Here is a 16,590-nt window from a genome sequence, read left to right as displayed (position 1 = left end):
TGGGCGGCTCACGCGCTTTCTGCCGCCTCGCCGCGGCCCAGCGGATCAAGATTACGCGGCGCGTCTTCGGCCAGCAGGCTTTGCCAGTCGAGCACTTGCCGCATGAGAACAGCGCGTCCGATGCAGATAATCGCCGGCGGCTCGAGCGCGGCCTCTGCAATAGCGCGGGGAGCGTCGCTCAACGTGGTTTCAAGAACGGTCTGCGTTAGGGTCGTGGCCGTTGTAACCACGGCCACCGGATCATCCGGCGGGCGTCCTCCGGCAATCAGCTGGTCCGCGATCTGCGCGATGTGTTTCATGCCCATATAAATCACGATCGTGCCTGCGCCTTGCGCGATCGCCCGCCAGTCGAGCGATGAGGGGGTCTGCCCGGATTGGTCATGACCTGTGACGAAGGTCACTGACTGGTTCACGTCGCGGTGTGTGACGGGGATGCCTGCATAGGCGAGCCCTCCGATCCCGGCGGAGATGCCCGGGATGATCCGGATCGGGATGCCGTGCTGCACCAACGTCTGAGCTTCCTCGCCGCCCCGCCCGAAGACGAAAGGATCGCCTCCCTTAAGGCGGAGCACGCGTTTGCCGTCGCGCGCAAACTGCACGAGGCGAAGGGAAATATCGCGCTGCTTGGCGGAGGGTTTGCCGCCGCGTTTCCCGGCATAGACAGCTTCGGCCTGAGGTGCCCAATCGAGGATCGCCGGTTCGACCAAAGCGTCGTAGACGACGACATCGGCCTGCCGCAGAGCATTGAGCGCGTGCAGCGTTAGAAGCCCCGGATCGCCGGGGCCAGCGCCGCAGAGCCAAACCCAGCCAGGATCAAGCGTTGGCCAATCGTAGGACGGAAGCGAGTCGGTCATGGGATCGTTATGACAAGCCTTTCCCGCCCGGGGAATAGCCGTGATTGCGCGGCGCGCAACGCTCCCTATAGTCGCGGCCCATGAGCCGCATACCCCAGGGAGAGCTGCGCCGGGGTTGGACCACCGGAGCCTGCGCGACAGCCGCCGTGAAGGCGGCTCTGGATGCGCTCTGGGGGGATGGATTTCCCAAGGAGGTCGGGATCGTGCTGCCGAAAGGCGAGACGCCGGTTTTTGCCTTGGCCCATCAGGCCGCAGGGCCGGGTTGGGCTGAAGTCGGGATCACAAAGGATGCGGGGGACGATCCAGATGTCACCCACGGAGCGCTTATCATCGCACGGGTCGAGGCGTCGCGCAGGGGAGTGCAGTTTCACGCAGGAGATGGCGTCGGACAGGTCACCAAGCCAGGTCTTCCCATCGTGGTGGGAGAGCCCGCTATCAATCCGGTTCCACGTCAGATGATGATCCGGGCCGTGGAAGAACAGGCTGCAAGATACGGATGTGCAAGCGATATCCATATCACGATCAGCGTTCCAGGCGGTCAGGCGCTTGCGCTCAAAACCTGGAACCCGAGACTGGGAATTGAGGGTGGCATCTCGATCCTAGGGACGACTGGAGTCGTACGTCCGTTCTCCTGCGCGGCTTGGATCGCTTCGATCCATCGCGGGATCGATGTCGCGCGCGCCGATGGTCTGGCCCATGTCGCGGGCTGCACGGGGGCGACAAGTGAGACTGCGGTTCAGTCGCTTTACGGCCTGCCGGATCATGCGATGCTTGATATGGGCGATTTCTTCGGCGGGATGGCAAAGTATCTTAAGCGAAACCCGGTAGAGCGGCTGACGGTCGGAGGGGGAATCGCGAAGCTGACAAAGCTGGCGCAGGGGGCCGTGGACTTGCATTCCGCGCGCAGCCAGGTGGATTTTGAAAGACTGGCGGTTGATCTTGGAGAGGACCGTGTGAAGCAGGCCAACACCGTTCTGGACGCATTGGATCTGGTAGGGCCGCCCTTGGCCGAGTGGGTCGCGACGCGGGCGTATGATCGGGTGGTGAAGGCCGTGGGCCGTCAGGTCGCAGCAGATGTGGTCGTGGTCGACCGGGCGGGGACAATCCTCGCACAGGCGGGCGCATGAAGGTTCTGTTGCTTGCAGGAACAGCAGAAGCCCGGGAGCTGGCTTCAAAGATGACCGAGGCCGGGATCGAAGGTGTCGCGTCGCTGGCCGGGGCCGTGCGCAGACCGGCGATGCAGGAGATGCCGACGCGGATCGGCGGCTTTGGCGGGGAAGCGGCGTTTGCCCGCTATCTCGAGGTCGAGGGGATGACGGCCGTAATTGACGCGACCCATCCTTTCGCGGCCCGGATTTCGGAACGGACCGAGCGTGTATGTGCGGAGCGCGGGATCCCGTATCTGCAGCTCTTGCGACCGCCCTGGGCGCCCTCGGAGGGGGACCGGTGGCACGATGTGAACTGCGAAGAAGAGGTCGCGGATCTGGTGCCGACCGGTGCGACGGTCTTTCTGGCCACGGGTCGCCAGACGCTCGAGCGGTTCGAGGGATTGGCCGGACAGGAAGTGATCGCGCGGCAGATCGATCCGCCGGACGGACCCTTTCCTTTTGCCGGAGGGCGGTTCCTAGTCGGGCGTCCGCCCTTTGCGGTGGAGGACGAAATGCGATTGTTTCGCAAACTCGGAGTGGACTGGCTGGTGGTAAAGAATGCAGGGGGTGAGCCGAGCCGGTCCAAGCTCGATGCGGCGCGGGCGTTGGGGATACCGGTGGCGATGATCGCGCGGCCACCTCAGCCGCCTGGAGACAAGGTTGAGACGGTGCAAGGCGCGATGGCGTGGTTGAGAGAGATCGAGCGTGAGTAGTGCCGGCACGGGCGCCTGCGCTCCTGCGGAGCGACACCCGCCCGCCCGGCCGCGCCCCGGGGCGTTCGAATGAGCGTTGGCCGCATCATCGAAGGGCCGGAGTGCATCGCGGACGGCAGCGCCGCGTTGGCGGTAAGCGATCCGCGTCTTGCAGACGCTTTGGACCGGTTCAGCCCGCTTCCGCTTCGGCGGCGGCCGGACGGATTTGCCTCGCTTCTTAGCATGATCGTGAGCCAGCAAGTCTCTGTCGCATCGGCGCGGGCGATCTGGGGGCGAATGCAGGATGCGAAACTCACCGGGCCGCGTAAGATTATGTGGGCGAGCGACGAGGACCTGCGTAAGGCGGGGCTGAGCCGTCAGAAGGTCCGCTATGCCCGCGCTCTGGCCGACGCGCGGATCGATTTCCGGGCGCTGCGCGAGGCACCGACCGATGAGGTGATTGCGGTGCTGACCGAGGTGCCGGGGATCGGTGTCTGGACGGCGGAAATCTATGCAATGTTTTCCCTGGGACGCGCGGATGTCTTCGCGCCGGGGGATCTGGCCTTGCAGGAAGGGGCGCGGATGCTCCTTGGGCTCGATGAGCGGCCCAAGGAGAAGGAGTTGCGTGCGATTGCCGAAGCCTGGAGCCCGTGGCGGTCTGTTGCGGCCCGGCTGCTCTGGGCGTACTACGCGGCGGAACTCAGGCGAGAGGGGACGATGTGACAAGAGCACTGGAGGCGGGCCGACGGGAGCCCCTGTCGGGCGAGATGCGGTCCATGGTCGTCTTCCTCCATGGTTATGGTGCCAATGGGGCTGACCTTCTGGGGCTCGCGGACCCGCTGGCCGAGCACATGCCCGATACCGCCTTTATCGCGCCTGATGCGCCGGAGGCCTGTGCGGGTGCGCCGATGGGGTTTCAGTGGTTTCCAATCCCCTGGATCGACGGCTCGTCTGAAGAGGAAAGCCGGTCCGGGATGATGCGGGCGGCGGAGGATCTAAATGCGTTTCTTGATGGCATCATGGTCGACGAGGATCTGCTGCCCGAGCAGGTCATGCTCTTCGGGTTCAGCCAGGGGACGATGATGAGCCTCCATGTCGCGCCGCGCCGGGAGGATCCGGTTGCCGGGCTGGTGGCGTTTTCGGGCCGCCTTCTGGGTCCCGAGCTCCTGGTGGACGAGGTCGTCTCGCGCCCTCCGGTTCTGCTAGTGCATGGCGATCAGGACGATGTTGTGCCGCCCGCCTCCCTGCCGGAGGCTGCCGAAGCTTTACAGGGTGCGGGGTGGCGCGAGGTTTATGCCCATGTGATGAAGGGGACCGGGCACGGGATCGCGCCGGATGGACTGAACGTGGCATTGGCCTTCATGCGGGAACGCCTGGGATATAACTGAGCTGCGCGGCTTGCCTCGCGAGCGCAAATGGCTTGTGGGGAAGGCTGTGGATACTCCCCGCGCTGTCTGTCATTGTTCGGTGACGTGGACGCGGTATCGGTCCCGTGACTGGCGCGAGATGTAGTGGGCCTTGCCCGAATCGAACCGCCATATATAGTTCTTCCAAAGGGGTGATGCAGGTCATGCAGATCGCCCCGATCAAGAAACGACGGGCCGAGGAGCAGTCGGGTATGGACGGTGATTTCAGGACGAGTTTCGTCCGTGAACCCAGCAATCTGAGACATCACCCCGCTTTGGTGCTCAACGCGGATTACAGGCCGCTGTCCTATTATCCGCTGTCGCTCTGGCCGTGGCAGGAGGCGATCAAGGCGGCGTGGCTCGACCGGGTCGATATCGTTGCTGAATATGACGAGGTGGTGCGCAGCCCCTCGACCCAGATCCGAATACCCTCGGTCGTTGTTTTGAAGGATTACGTCAAACCTCAGAAGCGCGTGGCCTTCACGCGCTTCAATCTTTTTCTGAGGGACGAATTCTGCTGCCAATATTGCGGGGCGACCGGCGATCTGACCTTCGATCACGTGATTCCGCGGGCGCGGGGCGGTGTGACGAGCTGGGAAAACGTTGTGGCAGCTTGTTCGAAATGCAACCTGCGCAAAGGCTCGCGCAGTCTGAGCCAGTCAGGCATGAACCTGCGCAAGCCGCCGCGGCAGCCCGCCTCCGAGCAGTTGCGTAATCTGGGGCGCAAATTTCCGCCGAACCATCTGCATGATAGCTGGGTCGATTTCCTCTATTGGGATGCCGAGCTGGACGCGTGATTGGTGCTGTTCTGACGCCTTTATCCTAACAAACCGTTTTGCCTGCGCACCGATGGCGCTAGACTTCTTGCGCATGGGCTGGCGGCATGGCCTCAAACGCGTATGTTTGCGCTAACGAAGAGAAGTGATTCAGGGGCAGCTCATGGTTTCGCGTGTCATTCCGGTCGATGATTTCGATCTCGTGATCTTTGGCGGCTCGGGCGATCTGGCCAAGCGCAAGATCCTTCCTGGCCTTTACCGGCGGTTCGTGGCCGGGCAAATGCCCGAGACGGCGCGGATCATCGGGGCGGCGCGCAGCGATTATTCCGACGACGATTACCGACAGGTCGCGCGGGAGGCTGTCGAGGAACATGTCAGCGAGGTCGACCAAGAGGTGCTGTCGGCGTTTCTGGGCCAGATCCACTATCTCGCGATCGATGCGAAAGGCGATAAGGGCTGGTCCGAGCTGCGCGATCTGATCCGGTTCGAGGTGATTAACGCCTTCTACTTCTCTGTCGCGCCTAGTCTTTTCGGAGATCTGGCAGAGCGTCTGCATTCCAACAAAATCGCCGACAAGAACAGCAGGGTCGTCGTCGAAAAACCCTTTGGGCGGGATCTGGAAACGGCGCAGGCGCTGAACGAGACGCTGGCCGCGCATTTCAAGGAGCGGCAGATTTACCGGATCGATCACTACCTTGGAAAGGAGACGGTCCAGAACCTGATGGCCGTGCGGTTCGGCAATGTCCTTTTCGAGCCGCTGTGGAAGACCCATTACATCGATCATATCCAGATCACCGTCGCCGAGGAGATCGGCGTCGAAGGGCGAGGCGAGTATTACGACAAGTCCGGCGCGATGCGGGATATGGTCCAGAACCATATGATGCAGCTTTTGTGCCTGATCGCGATGGAGCCGCCGAGTGTTTTTGGATCCGATGCTGTACGGGATGAAAAGCTTAAGGTTATCAGGGCATTGCAGCCCGTTTCGAACCACGAGATCGTGCGCGGCCAGTATGATGGCGGCGAGGGTTTGACCAGCTATCGGGAGGATGTGGACAACCCGCGCAGCCACACCGAAAGCTTCATCGCGCTCAAGGTGCATTGCGCCAACTGGCGCTGGGCGGGCGTGCCGTTTTACCTGCGGACGGGCAAACGGCTCAAGGCGCGTAGTTCCGAGATCACGGTGGTCTTCAAGGATCTGGCGCATTCGATCTTTGAAGGGGACGAGGCGCGGCATCGGAACATCCTGTCGATCCGCTTGCAGCCGAATGAAGGGATGGATTTGCAAGTGACGATCAAGGAGCCGGGACCCGGGGGGATGCGGCTGATCGATGTGCCGCTCGATATGACCTTTGCCGATGCGCTCGGTCCGGATAACGACGAGATTCCAGATGCTTACGAGCGGCTCATCATGGATGTGATTCGCGGTAACCAGACGTTGTTCATGCGCGGCGACGAGGTCGAGGCGGCCTGGGCCTGGACCGATCCGATCATCGAGGGCTGGCAGGAGCGCGGAGACGTGCCCAAACCCTATGACAGCTGTTCGGCCGGACCGGAGGATGCGATGATGTTGATGCATCGCGACGGACGGCGTTGGCGTGATATCAAGGGATAACCCTTGTCTGAGTAGGGCCGGTTTAGAGGTCACATCTTGAAAGAGGGTTAACGCCGCGCGCGAACGCGGTGCAGCGCAGGAGAGCCGCCATGGAATTCATCGAGTATCCCGATGTCGAGATGATGATGATCGATCTTGCCAACAAGATCGCGGGAGAGCTGAAGACCTGCCTTCTGGAACACGATTGGGCGTCCTTTGCCGTGCCGGGTGGGACGACGCCGGGTCCGATCTTCGATGTGCTCTGTGCGGCGGATCTGGACTGGAGCCGGGTCCATGTGATGCTGACCGACGAGCGCTGGGTGCCCGAGAGCAGCGAGCGCTCGAACACGCGCCTGATCCGGGAGCGGCTTTTGACCGGGCGGGCGGCTGCCGCGACGCTTGTGCCGCTTTATCGCGATGTGCCGGAACCGGAGGATGCGCTGGCTGATCTGGAGGCTGGCTTGGCCAAGGAGCTGCCGATTTCCGTCATGTTGCTGGGGATGGGGGCGGATATGCATACCGCATCGCTCTTTCCCGGGGCTGACCGGCTGGAAGAGGGATTGACGGGTGATGCGCTGCTGCTGCCAATGCGCGCACCGGGCGCACCCGAGCCGCGCGTGACGATGACGGCGAAGGTGCTCAAAGGCGCGATGAGCCGGCATATCGTCATCACCGGAGATGAGAAGCGCGCGGCGCTGGAGAGCGCACGGGGAATGGCGCCTGAGCAGGCTCCGGTGGCGGCGGTTCTTGCTGGCACGATGGTGCATTGGGCGAGAGATTAGCCCTTTTCATAATGGCTTAGGACAGGAGAGATCCGATGTGGGAAGCACTCAGGGCGCATCATAGGGATGTGGCGGATCGGCGGATCGAGGCGCTTTTCGATGGCGAGCGAGCAGAGGATTTCTCGGCTGTTCTGAGTGCGGGCGATGGGGATCTGCTGCTCGATTATTCGAAGACGAATATCGATGGGGCAGGACGCGCCGCTCTGATCGATCTGGTTGAGTTGGTCGGCCTTGCCGAGCGGCGGGCGGCGATGTTCGGCGGCGCGACCATCAACGAGACTGAAGGGAGGGCCGTTCTGCATACGGCTTTGCGCAACCTTGATGGCGGGCCGGTTGAGGTCGATGGACGCGACGTGATGCCGGGGGTGCTCGAGACGCTGGAGCGGATGGAGCGCTTCGCAAGCGACGTTCGGGAGGGGCGGTTCACGGCTTCGGGCGGCGCGATTACGGATGTCATCAATATCGGGATCGGCGGCTCGGATCTGGGGCCAGCGATGGCTGTCCGTGCGCTGGGGCCCTATCACGACGGGCCGCGCTGCCACTTTGTCTCTAACGTGGACGGCGCTGATATTGCTGGTGTTTTGCGCGTTTGCGATCCGAAGAGGACGCTGGTGATCGTCGCCTCGAAGACGTTCACGACCATCGAGACGATGACGAACGCGCGCACCGCGAAGGCCTGGATAGGCGAGGCGGTGAAGGATCCGGCGGCGCAGTTCGCAGCCCTGTCGACTTCGCAGGAGAAGACGGAAGCCTTTGGAATTGCAAGCGAACGTGTCTTCGGGTTCGAGGATTGGGTTGGCGGGCGCTATAGCGTTTGGGGGCCGATCGGTCTGAGCCTGATGATCGCGATCGGGCCCGAGGCGTTCCGTGCCTTTCTGCGGGGCGGGCAGGCGATGGACCGGCATTTTCAGGCGGCGGAGTGGGGGAAGAACCTTCCGGTTCTGCTGGCTCTGGTGGGGCTCTGGCACAACCAGATCTGCGGTCATGCGACCCGTGCGGTCCTGCCTTACGATGACCGGCTGGCCCGATTTCCTGCCTATCTTCAACAACTTGAGATGGAAAGCAACGGCAAGCGCGTCTCGATGGACGGCAAGCCGCTGGAGGTAGAGAGCGGATCCGTCGTTTGGGGGGAGCCGGGGACGAACGGGCAGCACGCGTTTTACCAGCTGATCCATCAGGGCACGCGGGTGGTGCCGTGTGAATTTATGATTGCAGCTCAAGGACATGAGCCGGAATTGCGGCACCAGCACGAGCTTTTGATTGCCAATTGCCTCGCGCAGTCCGAGGCCCTGATGACAGGGCGGACGTTGGAGGAGGCGAAGGAGAAACTGGCGGGCCGGTTCGAGGGGGAAGAGCTGGAGCGGCAGGCGGCGCATCGGGTCTTTCCGGGCAACCGTCCTTCGGTAACGATTGCCTATCCGAAGCTGACGCCGTTTGTGCTGGGACAGCTCATAGCCCTTTATGAACACAGGGTTTTTGTCGAAGGCGTGGTGCTGGGGATCAACTCGTTCGACCAATGGGGCGTGGAGCTGGGCAAGGAGCTGGCGACGGCTTTGGGGCCGATTGTCTCCGGCGAGGAAAGCGCGGACGGCAAGGACGGATCGACGGCGGGGCTGGTCCGGTTTCTGCGGGCTCAGGCGGAGTAGAGGCCGAGGTTAACGGCGACCCAGAGGCCGAAACGGCGGTTCGGTATCCGGTCGGTATTACGTCGGTATCTGATCGGTGGATTTTCGGCACGACCTTCGGTTAACGGACCGCACGGAAGGCGCGGCCCGGCAACGGCATGCATCCGGTCTGCCATCAGCCCTGGGCTGCGCCGTCGCGGGTGATCAGGGTCTGGCGGATCTCGTCCGACAGCGGGCGCTTGGTGCCGTCCTGTTCGAGGAGGACCAGAACCGCCGAAGAGGTGCAGCGCAGCGTGCCGCCCGAGAAGATCGCGTAGTCCATCGTGAAGGAGGTGCGGCGCATGGCGCGGGTGCGGCCGGTGACGACATAGTCTTCCTCGAGCAGCATCTCGGCGAGGTAGTCCGCCTCGACCCGGCGCAGGACGATGCGCGGATCGTCCGGGCCGTAGTTGGAGATGCCGTAGTCGCGGAAGTAGTGGATCCGGAACGTTTCAAGCCAGCGCAGATAGGCGGTGTTGTTGATATGGGCGAGGGCGTCCAGCTCTCCGAACCGGGTGCGGTCGGCGCGCCCGTAGCGCCAGGGCTCGGGGATCCCGAGCGCGCGCAGGGCCGGTTCGTCCAGAGGAGTGAGATAGGGGATATCAGTCAAATTGAGCGCCTCCGGCGCATTTCCATTTTTTGGCCGCCCCGCTGCGGAGCGGTGTCAGGGCAGGCATACCGGGCTGGAAGGGTGATGCAAGAGGGCAAGCCTGCCGCGCGGTGTCGGGAAAATGGCGCAGTGCCTTTGAAGAGCCGCGAAAACATCGAAATAAAGAGCAGACTTTGACATGGGTTGTCGCTAGATGCGCATCAATCACTGGGACGGGGCAGGACGATGATAGCGATCTGGATCAACTACGTGGCAGCGGCTTTGCTGGCCTATATCGTGCTTTTGAACCTTCGCCATGGATCGATCCCGAACTGGGGCGTGCTGGCGCTGGTGGGGCTTTTCGTGGTGAAGGTCATCGCCGGCTGGGGCGATTTCGTTCTGTGGCATCAGCTTGTCTTTGCGGCCTGCGCCCTTGCACTGGGTCTGGCCTTCTACGCGACCGAAGGGTTCGGCGGAGGCGTTGTGAAGCTGATGTTCGGCGCCTCGCTTTTCATGCCGCCCGCGCAATGGGCCTGGATGCTCTTTGCCTTCGTCGCCCTGACCATTCTGGTGACGGTCCTGTCGGTTCTTGTGCGCCGGACCATCGGAAACGAAGAGAGCAGCTGGGCTGTTCTGCAGGGAAAGATCGTGCCGATGGCAGTGCCCATCGCGATCACGGCCTGGATCGGAATCTTCGTCTTCTGATCCGTGCCGCGCTGTCAGATAATGGCGCCGCGCACCTTGGCTGAGACCCATTCGGAGATGACAACGGCGGCCAGGATCACCAGCAGGATGAGAGAGACCTGCGGCCAGGCCAATGTGTTGAGCGAGGCCTGAAGCTGCAGGCCAATACCGCCTGCACCCACGAGGCCAAGCACGGTGGACTCGCGGATATTGATGTCCCAGCGAAAGACCGCGATCCCGGCAAAGGCCGGCATGATCTGAGGGACGATCCCGTAGACCATGACCTGCCAGCGCGAGGCGCCCGTTGCGGTCACGGCCTCGACCTGGCTTTGATCGATCTCCTCGATCGCCTCGTAGAGCAGCTTGGCGCAAAATCCGATGGAGCGGATGGCGATAGCGATGATGCCTGCAAAAACGCCCGGTCCAATGATCGCGATCAGAAGAAGCGCCCATATCAGGGAGTTGATCGACCGGGTCGAGACGATGATCAAAAGCGCGATTGGCCGGATGAAGAGGGCCGAGGGCGTCGTGTTTCGCGCGGCCAGGAAGGCCGTGGGGACGGCGAGGATCAGTGCTCCGATCGTGCCGAGGGTCGCGATGTTGAGCGTGTCCCAGATCGGCTCCCACAAGTTGTCGATATAGGACCAGCGCGGCGGCGTGGCCCGGCCGAGAATGTCGCCCGCGATGCGCGGGGCGTCCCAGACGAAGAACCAGGTCGTCGCCTCGGAGATGCGCGACCAGCACCAGAGGAAGATCGCGATGCCGAGAAACCACATGAACCAGCGGGTGAGCGTCTCGCGTCTGTTGCGCAGGCGCCAGACGGGGCCGTCAGAGCTGTCGATGACCGGCATTACTGCACCCGCGCGCGGATCACGCCGCTGATATATTCAAGCGCCATCACGATTGCGATGATCAGCAGCAGAATGGCCGCTGCCGTGTCGTATTCGTAGCGGTCGAAAGCGGTGTTGAGCGTGGCTCCGATCCCGCCTGCGCCGACAAGGCCGAGAATCGCGCTTTCGCGGAAATTGATGTCGATCCGGTAGATCGACAGGCCGATCAGGCGCGGGATGATCTGCGGTTTGACGCCGTAGTCGATCCATTGCGACCAGCGCGCGCCGGTAGCGCGGATCGCCTCGGCCTGCGAGCGGTCCATGCTTTCGATATCCTCGGCCAGAAGTTTCGAAAGGAACCCGATGGTCGCGAAGGAGAGGGTCAGAAAGCCCGCGAGCGGGCCGAAGCCGAAGATCGCGACCAGCAGGATCGCGACGATGATCTCTTGCAGGGCGCGGGAAACGGCAATGATCCCGCGGCAGATCAGATAGACCGGGAGAGGCGCGATGTTGCGCGCGGCGCCGAGAGCGATGGGGATCGAGATGATGATGCCGACGACCGAGGAGGCGACGGTCATCACGATGCTTTCCAACATCCCGTTCCAGATCGCGTCGGAGCGGCTGATGAAATCGGGCTGGGTGAAGGCAAGAACGAAGGCGGCGCCTCGGTCCAGCCCTTCATAGACGCGGGTCCAGCTGACCTCGACGCTGGAGATGGCGGCGATCAGATAGGCGACAAAGCCGATGAGCAGCGCCCAGCGCAGCCAGGCGCGCTGGATGACCGGCGGGCGCCGCCAGCGCGTGCCGAGCAGGTCGTCAAGCTCGCGGTGCGTTTCGCCTTCGGCATAGGCGCTCATTCGGCGGCCTCGACCGCGTCGTCTTCGTCGACCTTCTCGATGGTCGCTTCCCAGTCTTCCTCTCCGTAGATTTCGGTGAGCTTTTCGGGGGTGAGGCCATCGGGCGGGCCGTCATAGACGATTTCTCCGAAGCGCAGACCGATGACCCGGGCGACGAACCTCTGGGCCAGCGCGACGTCATGGATGTTGATGATCGCGGCCAGACCGCGTTCGGCGCAGAGCTCGCAGATGAGCCGCATGATCTGGCGCGAGGTCTTGGGGTCGAGCGAGGCGGTGGGTTCGTCCACCAGCAAAAGGGCCGGATCCTGGATCAGAGCGCGGCAGATGCCGACGCGCTGGCGCTGGCCGCCCGAGAGCTGATCAGCACGTTTGTCGGCCATGTGCAGTAGGCCGACGCGGTCGAGGAGGCGAAAGGCTTCGTCCACGTCCTTTTGCGGAAAGCGCCGGGTGAGCGCCCGCCAGAAGCCGACATAGCCGAGGCGGCCCGACAGGACGTTCTCCATCACCGTCAGCCGCTCGACGAGGGCGTATTCCTGAAAGATCATGCCCATGCGCCGCCGCTCGCGCCGTAGGGCGGCGGGGCGCAGGGTGGTTAGGTTCGTCGTTTCAAGCATGACGGAGCCGGAGGTCGGCTCGACCAGACGGTTGATGCAGCGGATGAGGGTGGATTTGCCGGCGCCGGACGGACCGATCAGAGCGATGACCTGTCCGGGCGGCACATCGAGCGTCACCGCTTTCAAGGCCTTGTCGCCCGTCTTGTAGGTCTTGGTCAGGGCGTCGAGCCTTAGCATGGGCGATCCTTGCATGGTCTGTGCGGGCGGCCGTCGCGGACCGCCGCCCGTCTTGTCGTCAGGGCGAAAGGGCTGGTCGCCCCGCCGTCAGGAGCAGGTGTAGGAGACGCCGTTGGCCTCGTCGATCTGGCGGATCACCGACCAGAACTCCTGATAGGTCATCTCCAGGAACTGGGCTTCGCCGTTCTTTTCGAACTCTTCCTGAAGCGAGGTGCCTTCCCATTCGAAGGAGAAGAAGGCATCGCGGATCTGCTGCTGCAGCTCGGGGGTCAGGTTATAGGCCGTGCCGTAGCCCGTCGTCGGGAAGGTCTGGGATTTGTAGATCGAGATCAGCTGATCCTCGGTGACGACCTCGCGCTCGAGCATTCGGGCCAGGACCGAATTGGCGATGGCGGCGGCGGGATAGTCCTTGTTGGCCACGCCCAGGATCGAATTGTCGTGCTTGCCCGAGAAGACCGGCTCGAAATCCTCGCCCGCGGTCATGTCGAATTCGGAGGCAAGGATCGCCGACGGCGCCTTGAAGCCCGAATTGGACGTCTCGGAGGTGAAGGCGAGCTGTCCGCCGCGAATATCCTCGACCGCTTCGATGCCCGATTCCGGATGGGTCAGGATCTCCATCTCGTAGCCGAAGGAGCCATCCTCGCCAGCCATGATGGTGAAGGGCCGGAAGCCCGCGCAGTTAACGGCCAGAGGGTTGGAGCCGGTATTGAAGCCCGCGATATGCAGGCGGCCCGACCGCATCGCCTCGATCTGGGCGGCGTTGTTCTGGACGGGAAAGAACACGACGTCCTTGCCGGTCGCCTCTTCGAGATGGGTCAGGAAATCGGCCCATGCGGTCTCGTAGACGGCCGGATCCTCGACCGGCGTATAGGCAAAGATCAGGGTGTCCGGATCGATCTGGTCGGCCGGATCGGTGGGGATGTCTGCGATCAGGTCTCCATCGGCGTCGCAATAGCGATCGTCGAGATCCCCGCGCGGGCAATCCTGCGCCATGGCCGGTAGTCCGGTAAGTGCGAAGGCGCCAAGAGCCGCCGCTCCGATGAGGTGTGATTTCAACATATCTCTTCTCCCTAGACAGGTGCGGACGGGCCGCGTGCCCGCATTTGTCAGCGGGTCTCCGTGGGCGCATCTGACCCTTTATCGCGCCGGTGGCCAACCCTTTTTTGCCGCTGCAAAGCAGCATGGGAAACGGCTTGAATGGGCGGGGGTCGCCGGATCTCGGCGCGCCTTTCTTTCGGCTCTGCCGGGGAAGGCGGCTTGACGCTGTGGCAAGCGCCCGTTTTTCGCCCATTCGCACCGTTGCGTCACCTGCCCGATAGACCCGGGGGGCGGTCCTGTTCTACGCTTTGCGCAGGCCAATCCGGCCCATCCCTGTCATGCAAGGAGCCTTCCGATGATCCTCACCCGCAGAACCTTCCTTGCCGGAACCGGCGGCCTTCTTGCCCTTCATCCCTTTTCAGTGAGCGCGCAAGCGAACCAGGCGCATCTGAGGATCATGGAGACGACGGACATTCATGTGCATGTCTTCCCCTACGATTATTACGGGGACCGCGAGGTCGACACGGTCGGCCTTGCCCGGACCGCGAGCCTGATCGAGGAAATCCGCGCCGAGGCGACCAATTCGATGGTTTTTGACAACGGCGATTTCCTTCAGGGCAATCCGATGGGGGACTACATCGCCTACGAGCGGGGCATGAAGGAGGGGGATCTGCATCCGGTGATCGAGGCGCTCAACACGCTGGGGATCGACGCCTCGACGCTTGGCAATCACGAATTCAATTACGGTCTGGATTTCCTGATGAAATCTCTGGCCGGATCGAATTACCCGGTCGTCACCGCCAATGTTCTGAAGACGCGCGGCGCGACGCCTCTCGAAGACGACACGCTGGTGCCGCCCTATGCGATTCTCGACCGCGAGATCACGGATGGCGCGGGAGAGACCCATCCGATCCGAGTCGGTCTGATCGGATTTGTCCCGCCTCAGATCATGAGCTGGGATCGCAAGCATCTGGACGGCAATGTCGAGGTGCGCGACATCCTCGAGGCGGCGCGGGCCTATGTGCCGCAGATGCGCGAGGAGGGCGCGGATCTGGTGATCGCGCTGAGCCATTCGGGCATCGGCGCCGAGGGGCATGAGGATATGATGGAGAATGCCGCGATCCCGCTGGCCGGGGTCGAGGGGATCGACGCGATCCTGACCGGGCATTCGCATCTGGTCTTTCCCGGTCCCGATTATGCCGATTGGCCGGGGCTGGATAACGAGGCCGGAACGATAGGCGGCATCCCCGGTGTCATGGCCGGGTTCTGGGGCAGCCATATGGGGCTGATCGATCTGATGCTCGAGCGGGATGGCGATGGCTGGCGGGTCGCCTCCCATGATGTGGAGGCGCGCCCGATTTTCGAGCGCGGCGAGGATCGGTCGGTCACCGCACTGACCCAGAGTGACGAGGAGATCCTTGCCAGCGTCCAGCAGGAGCATGACGAGACGCTGGCCTATATCCGGCGCGCTGTCGGCAAGACGGACGCGCCGCTTCACTCCTATTTTGCCCTCGTCGCGGACGATCCGTCGGTGCAGATCGTCTCGAACGCGCAGACCTGGTACATCGCGCAGATGATGCAAGGGACCGAGCACGAGGGCCTGCCGATCCTGTCGGCGGCCGCTCCGTTTAAGGCCGGAGGGCGCGGGGGGCCGGAATATTATACCGACGTTCCGGCGGGCGATGTCGCGATCAAAAACGTGGCGGATCTGTACCTTTATCCCAATACCGTTCGCGCGGTCCGGATCACCGGGGCGCAGGTGAAGGACTGGCTGGAGCGATCGGCGGGCGCGTTCAACCGGATCGAGGCGGGCGCGGAGGATGCGCCGCTTCTGAATGCGGATTTCCCGTCCTACAACTTCGATATCATGGACGGCGTGACCTACCGGATCGATCTGAGCCAGCCGTCGAAATTCGACCGGGAGGGCGAGGTCATCAATCCGGAGGCCAGCCGGATCGTCGATCTGCGCTATCAGGGAGAGCCGATCGATCCCGCTCAGGAGTTCATCGTCGCCACGAACAATTACCGCGCCTCTGGCGGCGGCAGTTTCCCCGGAACCGGCGATACGGTCGTCTTCGAGGGACCTGATACGAACCGAGACGTGATCGTGCGCTACATTGTCGAGCAGGGGACGATCAGCCCGTCCGCCGATGCCAACTGGACCTTTGCGCCGATGGACGGCACCACGGCCGTCTTCGCGACCGGCCCGGCGGGGGCGCAGTACGCCGAGACCATCGAAGGCGTGGAGATCGAACCGGCGGGAGAGACCGAGGACGGCTTCGCGCTGTTCCGTTTGAGGTTGTGACGGGACGGGATAGGCTTTTCGTTGGCCCTGTTGTCGCTGTTTCGTGAAGAGCTTTACTCGGGCATCTTGGTAACCGCCTCTTTCCGGTCGATCCCCCTTTGGCGCAGCTCAAGGGGTCTGCATGGCAACCTGTGGGGGAGGGAGCCGCGCGCCTTGCTTTTGCGCCCGGTCCGATTCGTCTCCGGGAGATCGCGGTGAATGAGGGGAAGCCACTGCGGGGAAATTATTGATAGAGTGTTAATGCCGCCTGAAAAATGGGCGAATTAATTAATTTGAAGATCAATCTATGGAAATTGGTTCTTTCTGGCTCGAGGGAATGCTTTTTCGAGGGTCTTATTCTGTATTTTCAGAAGTCATACAGGTTGCCCAACCTCTTAACAAGTCGAGGTTTTTCGGTGTTCGGGCTGACTGCCTCTTTAATGTTCGTTAATCAGAATATTAACGAAAAAATTAAAACGGAAAATATGACATAGATTTGACGTTTTCTACTTGAGATTGGGTAATCGCCTGACAAGGATGCGGCATTGGTTGGAAGGGCTTTTGCTGGGATCTTCTGCGTCTTGTTATCTTCGGGCTTGTTTCG

General features: G+C 62.6%; 16 protein-coding genes. 10 read left to right on the top strand and 6 right to left on the bottom strand.

Annotated features, from left to right (window positions below; genetic code table 11):
• Window positions 1–8 precede the first annotated feature (8 nt).
• Window positions 9–854, bottom strand: coding sequence for a uroporphyrinogen-III C-methyltransferase (gene cobA / locus AAD018_RS08600; protein ID WP_367315090.1), 846 nt, complete (start codon window positions 852–854; stop codon window positions 9–11).
• Window positions 855–934: 80 nt separating this feature from the next.
• Here cobA and AAD018_RS08595 point away from each other — a divergent pair, with 80 nt between their 5' ends.
• The 8 genes from AAD018_RS08595 to pgi all read left to right on the top strand — a co-directional run bounded on the left by AAD018_RS08595 (window position 935) and on the right by pgi (window position 8,895).
• Entirely contained in the window at window positions 935–1,981 is a 1,047-nt protein-coding gene (locus tag AAD018_RS08595; protein ID WP_367315089.1) for a cobalt-precorrin-5B (C(1))-methyltransferase, read from the top strand.
• Entirely contained in the window at window positions 1,978–2,715 is a 738-nt protein-coding gene (locus tag AAD018_RS08590; RefSeq protein WP_367315088.1) for a cobalt-precorrin-6A reductase, read from the top strand. Before AAD018_RS08595 ends, AAD018_RS08590 begins: the two co-directional genes overlap by 4 nt.
• Window positions 2,716–2,784: 69 nt before the next feature.
• Window positions 2,785–3,417 carry a DNA-3-methyladenine glycosylase family protein gene (locus tag AAD018_RS08585; protein WP_367315087.1) on the top strand — a complete coding sequence of 211 codons (633 nt, stop codon included), beginning with the start codon at window positions 2,785–2,787 and terminating at the stop codon, window positions 3,415–3,417.
• Entirely contained in the window at window positions 3,414–4,082 is a 669-nt protein-coding gene (locus AAD018_RS08580; RefSeq protein ID WP_367315086.1) for an alpha/beta hydrolase, read from the top strand. Before AAD018_RS08585 ends, AAD018_RS08580 begins: the two co-directional genes overlap by 4 nt.
• A gap of 230 nt (window positions 4,083–4,312) precedes the next feature.
• Complete coding sequence (locus AAD018_RS08575) at window positions 4,313–4,897, top strand: HNH endonuclease (RefSeq protein WP_367315216.1); 585 nt, start codon at window positions 4,313–4,315, stop codon at window positions 4,895–4,897.
• 142 nt (window positions 4,898–5,039) lie between these two features.
• Window positions 5,040–6,488 carry a glucose-6-phosphate dehydrogenase gene (gene zwf / locus AAD018_RS08570; RefSeq protein ID WP_367315085.1) on the top strand — a complete coding sequence of 483 codons (1,449 nt, stop codon included), beginning with the start codon at window positions 5,040–5,042 and terminating at the stop codon, window positions 6,486–6,488.
• 89 nt (window positions 6,489–6,577) lie between these two features.
• On the top strand, window positions 6,578–7,249 hold the full coding sequence (gene pgl / locus AAD018_RS08565) for a 6-phosphogluconolactonase (protein WP_367315084.1): 672 nt from the start codon (window positions 6,578–6,580) through the stop codon (window positions 7,247–7,249).
• Between the two features lie 35 nt (window positions 7,250–7,284).
• Complete coding sequence (gene pgi / locus AAD018_RS08560) at window positions 7,285–8,895, top strand: glucose-6-phosphate isomerase (protein ID WP_367315083.1); 1,611 nt, start codon at window positions 7,285–7,287, stop codon at window positions 8,893–8,895.
• Between the two features lie 154 nt (window positions 8,896–9,049).
• Here pgi and AAD018_RS08555 read toward each other — a convergent pair whose 3' ends face one another.
• On the bottom strand, window positions 9,050–9,523 hold the full coding sequence (locus AAD018_RS08555) for an acyl-CoA thioesterase (RefSeq protein ID WP_367315082.1): 474 nt from the start codon (window positions 9,521–9,523) through the stop codon (window positions 9,050–9,052).
• A 225-nt stretch (window positions 9,524–9,748) separates the two neighbouring features.
• Between AAD018_RS08555 and AAD018_RS08550 the strand changes: the two genes are divergently transcribed.
• Window positions 9,749–10,207: a prepilin peptidase gene (locus AAD018_RS08550; protein WP_367315081.1), complete on the top strand. Its 459-nt coding sequence runs from the start codon at window positions 9,749–9,751 to the stop codon at window positions 10,205–10,207.
• Window positions 10,208–10,221: 14 nt separating this feature from the next.
• Here the strand turns inward: AAD018_RS08550 and phnE (AAD018_RS08545) are convergent, their stop codons facing one another.
• From phnE (AAD018_RS08545) to phnD, 4 genes are all read right to left on the bottom strand, one after another.
• Window positions 10,222–11,037 (bottom strand): phosphonate ABC transporter, permease protein PhnE, encoded by an 816-nt coding sequence (phnE, locus tag AAD018_RS08545; RefSeq protein ID WP_367315080.1) that lies wholly within the window; start codon window positions 11,035–11,037, stop codon window positions 10,222–10,224.
• Complete coding sequence (gene phnE / locus AAD018_RS08540) at window positions 11,037–11,873, bottom strand: phosphonate ABC transporter, permease protein PhnE (protein WP_367315079.1); 837 nt, start codon at window positions 11,871–11,873, stop codon at window positions 11,037–11,039. Before phnE (AAD018_RS08540) ends, phnE (AAD018_RS08545) begins: the two co-directional genes overlap by 1 nt.
• Window positions 11,870–12,664 (bottom strand): phosphonate ABC transporter ATP-binding protein, encoded by a 795-nt coding sequence (gene phnC, locus AAD018_RS08535; RefSeq protein ID WP_367315078.1) that lies wholly within the window; start codon window positions 12,662–12,664, stop codon window positions 11,870–11,872. The genes phnE (AAD018_RS08540) and phnC overlap by 4 nt, the downstream gene beginning before the upstream one ends.
• Window positions 12,665–12,751: 87 nt before the next feature.
• Window positions 12,752–13,723 (bottom strand): phosphate/phosphite/phosphonate ABC transporter substrate-binding protein, encoded by a 972-nt coding sequence (gene phnD, locus AAD018_RS08530; RefSeq protein ID WP_367315077.1) that lies wholly within the window; start codon window positions 13,721–13,723, stop codon window positions 12,752–12,754.
• Between the two features lie 334 nt (window positions 13,724–14,057).
• On the opposite strand from phnD, the gene AAD018_RS08525 reads away from it, so the two are divergent.
• Entirely contained in the window at window positions 14,058–16,007 is a 1,950-nt protein-coding gene (locus AAD018_RS08525) for a bifunctional 2',3'-cyclic-nucleotide 2'-phosphodiesterase/3'-nucleotidase (protein ID WP_367315076.1), read from the top strand.
• Window positions 16,008–16,590 lie beyond the last annotated feature (583 nt).

This window comes from Aestuariibius insulae, from assembly GCF_040783535.2.
Lineage (GTDB): Bacteria > Pseudomonadota > Alphaproteobacteria > Rhodobacterales > Rhodobacteraceae > Aestuariibius > Aestuariibius insulae.
This window is presented reverse-complemented; position numbering and strand designations above follow the sequence as displayed.

What these genes read in the sequence shown, in the direction of transcription:
- cobA (WP_367315090.1), bottom strand. Translation starts at nt 854, where the DNA reads ATGACCGACTCGCTTCCGTCCTACGATTGGCCAACGCTTGATCCTGGC.
- AAD018_RS08595 (WP_367315089.1), top strand. Translation starts at nt 935, where the DNA reads ATGAGCCGCATACCCCAGGGAGAGCTGCGCCGGGGTTGGACCACCGGA.
- AAD018_RS08590 (WP_367315088.1), top strand. Translation starts at nt 1,978, where the DNA reads ATGAAGGTTCTGTTGCTTGCAGGAACAGCAGAAGCCCGGGAGCTGGCT.
- AAD018_RS08585 (WP_367315087.1), top strand. Translation starts at nt 2,785, where the DNA reads ATGAGCGTTGGCCGCATCATCGAAGGGCCGGAGTGCATCGCGGACGGC.
- AAD018_RS08575 (WP_367315216.1), top strand. Translation starts at nt 4,313, where the DNA reads ATGGACGGTGATTTCAGGACGAGTTTCGTCCGTGAACCCAGCAATCTG.
- zwf (WP_367315085.1), top strand. Translation starts at nt 5,040, where the DNA reads ATGGTTTCGCGTGTCATTCCGGTCGATGATTTCGATCTCGTGATCTTT.
- pgl (WP_367315084.1), top strand. Translation starts at nt 6,578, where the DNA reads ATGGAATTCATCGAGTATCCCGATGTCGAGATGATGATGATCGATCTT.
- pgi (WP_367315083.1), top strand. Translation starts at nt 7,285, where the DNA reads ATGTGGGAAGCACTCAGGGCGCATCATAGGGATGTGGCGGATCGGCGG.
- AAD018_RS08550 (WP_367315081.1), top strand. Translation starts at nt 9,749, where the DNA reads ATGATAGCGATCTGGATCAACTACGTGGCAGCGGCTTTGCTGGCCTAT.
- phnE (WP_367315080.1), bottom strand. Translation starts at nt 11,037, where the DNA reads ATGCCGGTCATCGACAGCTCTGACGGCCCCGTCTGGCGCCTGCGCAAC.
- phnE (WP_367315079.1), bottom strand. Translation starts at nt 11,873, where the DNA reads ATGAGCGCCTATGCCGAAGGCGAAACGCACCGCGAGCTTGACGACCTG.
- phnC (WP_367315078.1), bottom strand. Translation starts at nt 12,664, where the DNA reads ATGCTAAGGCTCGACGCCCTGACCAAGACCTACAAGACGGGCGACAAG.
- phnD (WP_367315077.1), bottom strand. Translation starts at nt 13,723, where the DNA reads ATGTTGAAATCACACCTCATCGGAGCGGCGGCTCTTGGCGCCTTCGCA.
- AAD018_RS08525 (WP_367315076.1), top strand. Translation starts at nt 14,058, where the DNA reads ATGATCCTCACCCGCAGAACCTTCCTTGCCGGAACCGGCGGCCTTCTT.